The organism is Mesorhizobium sp. Cs1299R1N1 (assembly GCF_037179655.1).
In the GTDB taxonomy this organism is placed as follows: domain Bacteria; phylum Pseudomonadota; class Alphaproteobacteria; order Rhizobiales; family Rhizobiaceae; genus Mesorhizobium; species Mesorhizobium salmacidum.
In genome coordinates this window covers 167,096-175,431 of the sequence record NZ_JAPYKR010000014.1, presented here as the reverse complement: position 1 = coordinate 175,431, position 8,336 = coordinate 167,096, and the positions used below count along the sequence as shown (strand labels likewise).

General features: G+C 63.5%; 8 protein-coding genes. 2 read left to right on the top strand and 6 right to left on the bottom strand.

All coding sequences use genetic code 11. The features are described from left to right. The 6 genes from O7A70_RS27375 to O7A70_RS27350 all read right to left on the bottom strand — a co-directional run. On the bottom strand, positions 1 to 958 hold a 958-nt coding region (locus O7A70_RS27375; protein ID WP_337143137.1), incomplete at its 3' end, for a dihydrolipoamide acetyltransferase family protein. Between the two features lie 3 nt (positions 959 to 961). Beyond that, positions 962 to 1,960, bottom strand: a complete 999-nt coding sequence (locus O7A70_RS27370; protein ID WP_337143136.1) for an alpha-ketoacid dehydrogenase subunit beta — start codon at positions 1,958 to 1,960, stop codon at positions 962 to 964. Further along, on the bottom strand, positions 1,960 to 2,988 hold the full coding sequence (locus O7A70_RS27365; protein ID WP_337143135.1) for a thiamine pyrophosphate-dependent dehydrogenase E1 component subunit alpha: 1,029 nt from the start codon (positions 2,986 to 2,988) through the stop codon (positions 1,960 to 1,962). Before O7A70_RS27365 ends, O7A70_RS27370 begins: the two co-directional genes overlap by 1 nt. Positions 2,989 to 2,990: 2 nt before the next feature. Further along, positions 2,991 to 4,319, bottom strand: coding sequence for an NAD(P)H-dependent oxidoreductase (locus O7A70_RS27360; RefSeq protein WP_337143134.1), 1,329 nt, complete (start codon positions 4,317 to 4,319; stop codon positions 2,991 to 2,993). 223 nt (positions 4,320 to 4,542) lie between these two features. Next, positions 4,543 to 5,301, bottom strand: coding sequence for a phosphodiesterase (locus tag O7A70_RS27355; RefSeq protein ID WP_337143133.1), 759 nt, complete (start codon positions 5,299 to 5,301; stop codon positions 4,543 to 4,545). A gap of 67 nt (positions 5,302 to 5,368) precedes the next feature. Next, a complete protein-coding gene (locus tag O7A70_RS27350) occupies positions 5,369 to 6,157 on the bottom strand; it encodes a 3-hydroxybutyrate dehydrogenase (RefSeq protein ID WP_140748026.1) in 789 nt (262 codons plus the stop codon). A 220-nt stretch (positions 6,158 to 6,377) separates the two neighbouring features. Here O7A70_RS27350 and O7A70_RS27345 point away from each other — a divergent pair, with 220 nt between their 5' ends. Beyond that, positions 6,378 to 7,166: an acetoacetate decarboxylase gene (locus O7A70_RS27345; RefSeq protein ID WP_337143132.1), complete on the top strand. Its 789-nt coding sequence runs from the start codon at positions 6,378 to 6,380 to the stop codon at positions 7,164 to 7,166. Then, positions 7,159 to 8,319 carry a patatin-like phospholipase family protein gene (locus O7A70_RS27340; protein WP_337143131.1) on the top strand — a complete coding sequence of 387 codons (1,161 nt, stop codon included), beginning with the start codon at positions 7,159 to 7,161 and terminating at the stop codon, positions 8,317 to 8,319. The genes O7A70_RS27345 and O7A70_RS27340 overlap by 8 nt, the downstream gene beginning before the upstream one ends. Positions 8,320 to 8,336: the final 17 nt, after the last annotated feature.

Genomic DNA, 8,336 nt, shown 5'->3' with positions numbered 1-8,336 from the left:
CGCCGACATCGGCATGCTTGTGCTTGACCATGGCGCTCTCGGTCCACGAGGCATTGGCATCCGGCACCGCCTTCAGCGCCATGGCCATCGCCTTGATCACCATGTCGTTGACCGACAGCTTGTAGGCGGGCGCCTCACCCTTGTCGGTCTTCTTCACCGGCGCGGCGGCATTGAGTTGCGTGCGCAGGGCCAGCAGCGCATCGAGTTCGCAGTCGAGCGTCAGGTAGAAATGCGGGATGGTGGTTTTGGCTTCGACCAGGCGCCGCGCGATGGTCTTGCGCATATTGTCATGCGGAATGAGTTCGTAGGAGCCTTCCTCGAACAGCTTCAGCACCTGGTCGTCCGACATTGGCTTCACCGCCGGAGCAGAGGCTGGTGCGCCAGCCGCAGCCTTGGCGGCGGGCGCTGCCTTGGCACCACCGCCGGCGATCGCCGCGTCGACATCTGCTTTCACCACCCGGCCATGCGGGCCGGTGCCGGATATGGCTGAAAGGGTGAGGCCCGCCTCGCGCGCCAGACGGCGAGCCAGCGGTGTCGCGCGTCCGCCCGACGGCGATTGGCCAATCTCCCCCTCTGGGGGGGAGATGCCCGGCAGGGCAGAGGGGGGCGTGACGGAATGAGGCGCTGGCGGGACAGCGCCCCCCTCTGTCGGCTCCGCCGACATCTCCCCCACGGGGGGGGAGATTGGCGCCGCTTCCTGCTTGGCCCCATAAGCCTCGCCGTCGGCATAAATCCACGCAACCGGCGCGCCGACCGGAATGTCGACACCTTCCTTGCCCGTCACGTCACGCAACACGCCACTGGCCGGTGCATCGATTTCCATCGCCGCCTTGTCGGTCTCGATCTCGAACAGCACGTCGCCCTTCTTGACGTGCGCGCCTTCCTTTGCGAACCAGCGCGAGATCTGTCCGGTTGCCATGTCCATGTCGACCTTGGGAAGAATGACTTCGGTCGGCATGTCTCAGCGAACCCCTTTCACGAGGTCGCGCGCGGCGGTGATGATGTCGGGAACCTGCGGCACCGTGGCCTTTTCCAGCTCCGGATTGTACGGGATCGGCGTTTCCGCGCCACCCAACCGCACGATCGGTGCGTCGAGGTAGTCGAACGCCTCGCTCTCGGCGATCATGGCGCTGACCTCGGCGCCGATGCCCAGCGTTTTGACCGCTTCATAGACGCACATCAGCCGCGACGTCTTCTTGACGCTGTCGATGACCGTCTGCTTGTCCATCGGCCGGATGGTCCGGAGATCGACGACTTCGACGTCGATGCCTTCGGCCTCCAGCGTGGCGGCGGCGTCGAGCGCCTTCTGCACCATGATCGAGGTGGCGACGATCGTGAGGTCGCGGCCCTCGCGGCGGATATCGGCCCTGCCGATCGGCACGGTGTAGTAGCCTTCGGGCACCGGCCCCTTCATCTTGTAGAGCAGCTTGTGCTCGAAGATCATCACCGGATCGGGATCGGCGACGGCAGCCAGAAGCATGCCCTTGGCATCATAGGGTGTCGCCGGCTGGATGACCTTCAGCCCCGGCACATGGCCGAGCCAGGCTTCAAGGCTCTGGCTGTGCTGCGCCGCCGCACCCGTGCCGGAGCCGGCGGGGAAGCGCATCACGACGGGCACTGAAATCTCGCCGCCCAGCATGAAGCGCATCTTCGCGGCCTGGTTGACGATCTGCTCCATGGCGAGCGTGGCGAAGTCGGAAAACTGGAATTCGAAGATCGGCCGCATGCCCGTTAGCGCGGCGCCGACAGCGACGCCCGCGCCGCCCAGTTCAGAGATCGGTGTGTCCAGCACCCGCTCAGCGCCATAGCGCTCGACCAGATCGCCGGTCACCTGGAAGGCGCCGCCGTAGACGCCGATATCCTCGCCCATCAGGAAGACGCGGTCGTCCATGTCCATGGCGATCGCCATGGCCTCCTGGATCGCCTGGGCGTAGCTCAGTTCACGCACCATCGCGTCCATCACGCCTGCTCCGTATATACGTAATTTCCGGTCTCGCTGACATCGGGTGAAGGGCTCGCCTTGGCGAACTCGATGCCGTCGGCGATCTCCCGCACCACCGCCTCGCGGATAGCGTCGATGCCCTTGTCGTCGACGAAACCGAATTCCCGCAGTTCGTTCTCGAAGAGCGTGATCGGATCGCGGTTCGACATCCAGTCCTCGATCTCTTCCTTGGTCCGGTAGCGGTTGCGGTCGCTCTTGGAATGGCCGCGATGGCGATAGGTCTTGGATTCGATCAGCGTCGGCCCCTCGCCCGCACGCGCCCGCTCGACCGCCTTGTACGAAGCCTCGGCGACCTCGGAGAAGATGTTGCCGTTGACGATGACGCCCGGCATCGAATAGGCGGCGGCGCGGTCGGCGATGTTCTTGACAGCGGTCGAGCGGGCAGTCGATGTCGACATGCCGTAGCCATTGTTCTCGCAGACGAAAATCACCGGCAACTTCCAGACCGCGGCCATGTTGAGCGCCTCGTGGAAGGCACCTTCATTGTTGGCGCCGTCGCCGAAGAAGGAGACCACGACCTTGCCGGTCTTCATCATCTTGGAGGAGAGCGCGGCGCCGACGGCGATCGGAATGCCGCCGCCGACAATGCCGTTGGCACCGAGATTGCCCTTGGCGACATCGGCGATGTGCATCGAACCGCCACGGCCCTTGCAGTAGCCGGTGGTCTTGCCAAAGAACTCGGCGAACATGCGCTTGACCTCGGCGCCCTTGGCGATGCAGTGGCCATGCCCGCGATGGGTAGAGGTGATCTGGTCATCCTCGCCAAGCGGCATGCATATGCCCATGGCGCTGGCCTCCTGGCCGATCGACAGATGCATGGTGCCGTGAATGAGGCCCCGCGTGTAGCTTTCCTCCGCGCCCTCTTCGAAGCGGCGGATGAGGTACATCTTGTAGAGCACCTGCTTCAGTTGCTCGGCGCTGTATTGGCGATAGACGAAGGGCAGGTTGGCGCGACTGTCCGCGACGGCTTTGCTGGCTCCGGCCATGATCAGGCCTCCACGGTTCCGTAGACGAGCTTGTCCTGGCGGGCGCGCAGTTCGGCGATCTTGGAGCCCGCTGCCGGGACGGCATTGGCGTAGGTGATCAACTCGCCCTTCTTGATCGGCGCCGTCACCGAACCGCCCTGCAGCAGGCCGCAGGGAATGGCCCTGACGGCATGCGCTTCCGGCGCCGTCATGATCCAGGCGCGATAGCAATATTCGCCGATCGCATCGAGCTTTTCGCCCGGCTGCATGTCTTTCTTGGCCACCGCGCAGACTTCGGCCACCGGCTTTGCCAGCGGCACCATGTCGGCCTTGCCGTAGAGCACGACGCGGGCGCAGGTCAGCGGCACTTCGAGCGACGTCAGGTGATAGGGGCGGTGGAAGGTGAAGTACGGACCCTTGCCCATCTTCAAATCTTCCATGCGTTCCGAGATGCGCGGATGCGACATGTCGGCGACGACGAAGACGCCGGGCGCGACACCCTTGCCGATCGAATAGTCGACGACGCCGACCCTGGACAGCACGCCGCCGTCCTTCCGCGGCACCAGCACCTTGTTCAATTCGCCGAGCGTCGCGGCCGGGCCATGCATGCCGGCCTTGTCGGGCACCAGACCGGTGGCGTTGGCGATCGCCGCCATCTCGACCATGGTCTTGGAGCCGTCGACGAACTCGACCAGCATGCGCACATTCATGTGCCGGCGCCTGGCCTCTTCCTCATAGGCGGGCGGCGTGGCGTCGATGTTGAGCGGGTTGTTCTTGCCCTTGCCGGCGGCGACGATCGGGTGACCCATGGCCGAAACGAATTCGATCAGCTCCATGCAGGAGGACGGCTCGTCGCCGGCGCCCAGCGAATAGGTGACGCCGAGCCTGTCGGCCTCGCTCTTGAGATAAGCGCCGATGGTGACGTCGGCCTCGACATTCATCATCACCAGATGCTTGCCATGCTCCATGGCGCGCAAACCGATCTCTGCGCCGACGGCGGGAACACCGGTCGCATCGATGACGACGTCGATAAGATCGTTGTTGATGACCAGGCTGGCGTCGTTGGTCACCGCTACCTTGCCGGCCTCCATGGCAGCCGTCATCGCCGAAGCGTTCGAAACCTCGCGCGCATGGCCGGTTTCCTGGAAGGCGATGTCCACCGCCTTGCTGGCGGCGGGCAGGTTCAGTTCGGAGATGGCACCGATCTCGATACCCGACATATGGGCGACACGGGTGACGATGTCGGTTCCCATCTCGCCCGACCCGATCAGACCGATGCGGATCGGCTTGCCCGATTTGCCGCGTTCCTCGAGGTCGCGGGCAAGGCCCGTCAACGAAACATTGGAAGCCATACCGCTCATTCCTCCCATAATGCAGGCCTGTTCAATTGTCTGACGGGTATTGAACATCTGTATTTCTGTCAAGACTAATGTCCAAATCCGTGTGCTTTTGCAGCACTTTCCCGGCGTCCACCGCAGGGTGGAAAAGAGGTCGGGAAAGCCGGCAAATCTCGGAATTCATCGGCCCACGCGGGCTCACAGTCGAGCGGTCGGCGTCCTGATCCTGTTGGCGGCGTTATCCGGCGACAGGAAAATCGTGAAAATGGACGACCACTCCATCGGCATCGATGAAGATGACGGCATAGGCGGGTGGCTCGTGGCCCAGTTGCCAGCTGTCCGAAAAATCGAGGGCGCTCTGATGGTTGGTGCTGCGCAGCGTGCTGACCGGTATGCCGCGCCAGCTGCCGGCGATCAGCCTGTGGACGTGGCCGGCAAAGATGTGGCCGACATTGCCGTGGCGCAGGAGAACGTCATGGAAGGTATCGGAGTCGGCGAGCTTGACCTGGTCAAGCACCGGCATGTGGATCCGGAACGGCGGATGGTGCATGAAGAGGAAGACCGGCCGGTCGCGGGCTTCCTGCAACTTCTCGTCCAGCCAGCCCAGCCGTGCCGGGCACAGCCTGCCCTCGACATGTCCGCTGTCCAGCGTATCGAGCAGGATCAGGCGGCCATCGCTGCCATCGAAAACGCTCTGGACGAACCCGCGCTCGGCTGGCGTTTGCGGGAACATCTCGACAAAAAGCGCCCTGTCGTCATGGTTGCCGAGCATCAGCCGGCAAGCCGGCACGAACCCCGACAGCGCCTCCCTCAATGCCGCATAGGCGGCGCGCTCGCCATCATTGGTCAGGTCGCCTGATATCACCACCAGATCGGCATCGGCATGGTTCCTGCCGATGTCCGCCAGGCAGGCCTCCAGCCGGTCGAGCGGATCGGAGCCATGGAGACGATCACCCGGCGCCATCAGATGCGGATCGGAGAGTTGGATGATTTTCATGGGCCCGCGCACTGCTTCCTGCCGGCGCCCCTGGCGTCGGCCTGAAGGCGTTATCTCTCGACCAGCTCTACTGTGCCGTCCAGCCGCCGTCCATCGGCAAGGTGGTGCCGGTGATCTGCTTGGCCGCATCCGAGCACAGGAACAGCGTCAGCGCCGCAAGCTCTTCCACGGTGACGAATTCCTTGGTCGGTTGCGCGGCCAAGAGCACGTCGTGCTTGACCTGTTCCTCGGTCATGCCGCGCGCCTTCATCGTGTCGGGGATCTGCTTCTCGACCAGCGGCGTCCAGACATAGCCGGGCGCGATCGCGTTGACGGTGATGCCGTCCTGCGCGACTTCCAGCGCCACCGTCTTGGTCAGGCCTGATATGCCATGCTTGGCCGAGACATAGGCCGACTTGAACGGCGAGGCGACCAGCGCATGCGCCGAGGCCGTGTTGATGATGCGGCCCCATTTGCGGCTCTTCATGCCTGGCACCACCGCCTTGATGGCGTAGAAGGCGGCCAAAAGGTTGATGCGGATGATGGCTTCCCACTTGTCGTCGGGAAATGCCTCGATCGGCGCCACATGCTGGATGCCGGCATTGTTGACCAGGATGTCGAGGCTGCCGAATGCCTCTTCGGCGTCATGGACCATGGCGGTGACGGCGGCGCCATCCATCATGTTGGCATCGGAGTAGCGGCACTTGACGCCGAAATCCTTCTCGATGCCGGCGCGCTCCTGCTCGATGGCGGCGGCGTCGCCCAGGCCATTGATGGTGACGTTGGCACCCTCGGCGGCAAACGCGCGGGCGATTGCCAAGCCGATGCCGCTGGTCGAGCCGGTGACAAGCGCATTCTTCGAAGACAGGGAACCCATGGGAGATCTCGCAAGAGGTGGGAGGACTGATGAGAATAGTTTGTGCGACGCAACACGACAATGCCACGGCCATATGTCGGCTCGATTACAGCTCCGCGACGGCCTTTGCCAACTCGGTGAGAAGGCGTCTTCGAGGTGACACGGCATTGTCATGGTGCCGTGCAACATATTTGCCAGCGCATTCGCGCGGGGTCATTTTCGGACCGTTGGGGGCACCTGGATGGAAATCGCCGATGTCGTGAAGCGCGCCTATGCGATGCCGCTCACCAATCCCTCCTTCCCGCCGGGCCCTTATCGTTTCTTCGACCGCGAATACATTATCATCACCTACCGCACGACACGCGAGGCCCTCGAGGCCGTCGTGCCGGCGCCGCTGGAGATCGACGAGCCGCTGGTCAAGTACGAATTCATCCGCATGCCGGATTCGACCGGCTTCGGCGACTACACCGAGACCGGCCAGGTCATCCCGGTACGCTACAAGGGCCAACATGGCGGCTATGTCCATTCCATGTATCTTGACGACGATGCGCCGATCGCCGGCGGGCGTGAACTGTGGGGTTTCCCGAAAAAGCTCGCCAATCCCAAGATCGTTCATGAAGGCGAGGTGATCGTCGGCACGCTGCATTATGGTAGTGTGCTCTGCGCCACCGGCACGATGGGTTACAAGCACCGTGAGGCTGATCATGACCAGGTGCTCGCTTCGCTCGCCGCCCCCAATTTCCTGATCAAGATCATCCCGCATGTCGACGGCACGCCGCGCGTTTGCGAGCTGGTCCGCTACTACCTCACCGATATCACGCTGAAGGAAGCCTGGACGGCGCCGGCCGCGCTCGATCTGCGGCCTCATGTCATGGCCGACGTGGCGAAGCTGCCTGTGCTCGACATCGTGTCGGCGGTTCACTTCAAGGCCGATCTGACGCTCGGCCTGGGCGAAGTCGTGCATGACTACCTCGCTGACCACGGCCGATCCGCTGCCAGCGCAACCGAGCTGGAGAAAGTCAGTGCTTGAGCGTAACCGCAACAAGGCAGCCGCCGCCACCATCGAGGAAATCACGGCACAGTATGACCGTATCGCGCTGGTCTTTCAGGGCGGCGGCGCGCTCGGCGCCTATCAGGCAGGGGTCTACCAGGCGCTGGCCGACGCCGGCTGCGAGCCGAGCTGGCTATCAGGCGTCTCGATCGGCGCCATCAACGCCGCGATCATCGCCGGCAATGAACCGAGCCGCCGGCTGCAACGGCTGGAACAGTTCTGGCAGACGATTTCCGGCCGCAAGATCTGGTCCTACACGCCCGAAGGTGACATCTACCGCGATATCCGCAACCAGACCTCGTCGTTGATGACGATGACGATGGGCCAGCCCGGCTTCTTCAAGGCGCGCAATCCCAATCCCTGGTTCCAGCTGTCGGGAGCGGAAGGCGCCACCAGCTTCTACGACACCGCCGAGTTGAAGGACACGCTGGAGAGCCTGATCGATTTCGACGTGCTGAACGACGGCAAGAAGCGGCTGAGCGTCGGCGCGGTCAATGTCAGGACCGGTAACTTCGTCTATTTCGACACCGAGAACGTGCGTATCGAGCCGGAGCACATCATGGCGAGCGGCGCGCTGCCGCCGGCCTTCCCCTCGATCCGCATCGAGGGCGAATATTACTGGGATGGCGGCATCGTCTCCAACACGCCGCTGCAATATCTGCTCGACCAGGAAGAGGACCGTTCCTCGCTGGTCTTCCAGGTCGATCTGTTCAGCGCCCGCGGCGTGCTGCCGCGCGGCATGGCCGACGTGTTGTCGCGCCACAAGGACATCATGTATTCGAGCCGGACTCGGCAGAACACCGACAATTTCGAGCGCATCCATGCGCTGAAGATGAAGCTGCTCGATGCGCTGAAGCGCGTGCCGCCGGAGCAGCTCAAGGACGGCGAGAAGGAGCTGATCGCCGATTATTCCAACGCCGGCGTCGTCAACATCGTCCACCTGATCTACCAGCACAAAGGCTACGAGGGCCACGCCAAGGACTACGAGTTTTCGGGCACCTCGATGCGCGAGCATTGGGAGATGGGCCTCGAGGACACCGAGCGCACGCTGCGTCACAAGAAGTGGCTGATGCTGCCGACCAATGCCGACGGCGTCACCATCCACGACCTGCATCGCGAAGATCCGACCTGAGTTTCAGGCCGGAAACG